The organism is Vibrio sp. 2033, from assembly GCF_033339735.1.
The window spans coordinates 1-621 of sequence record NZ_JAWOVC010000488.1 but is presented as its reverse complement, the minus strand read 5'-3'; the positions used below and the strand labels follow the sequence as shown (position 1 = coordinate 621).

The following is a 621-nucleotide window of genomic DNA, read 5'->3' as shown; positions in this document are numbered from 1 at the left end:
TCGATTGGATCTGTGAAGCTTTCTGGTGCTGGAATCGGTTGGTCAACGGCAATGACCTGACCTGGGTTTGTGCCCCAAGTTACTTGTGGTTTGATGTCAGCAGCGTTCAGTGTAACAACGGCATCAAATTCGGCATCTGCGTCAGTCTTTAACGTCTTCCAGTACTCTACTGCGGCATCAAAATCTGCGCCTTGCGGTGAGAACTTACGACCTTTGATGTATTCAAACGTGGTTTCATCTGGTGCAATTAGGCCTGCTTTTGCGCCCAATTCAATGGCCATGTTACATACCGTCATGCGGCCTTCCATAGAAAGGTCCGTAATCGCTTCACCGCAGAATTCAACCACATAACCAGTACCGCCTGCTGCCGTTGTTTTGCCGATGATCGCTAGAACGATATCTTTTGCGGTAATACCCGGTGCGACTTTACCTTTCACTTCGATTTTCATTGTTTTCGCACGTGCTTGTTTTAGCGTTTGAGTCGCTAGTACGTGTTCAACTTCAGAAGTACCGATACCGAAAGCCAGTGAGCCAAATGCCCCGTGTGTTGCGGTATGAGAGTCACCACAAACGATGGTCATACCCGGTAGAGTAATGCCTAGCTCTGGGCCCATAACATGG

At 48.6% G+C, this 621-nt stretch carries 1 protein-coding gene; it reads right to left on the bottom strand.

Features of this window, described 5'->3' with window-relative positions:
- The coding region (locus tag R7P74_RS27370) for an aconitase family protein (protein ID WP_318123819.1) at positions 1-621 on the bottom strand (621 nt) is incomplete at both ends.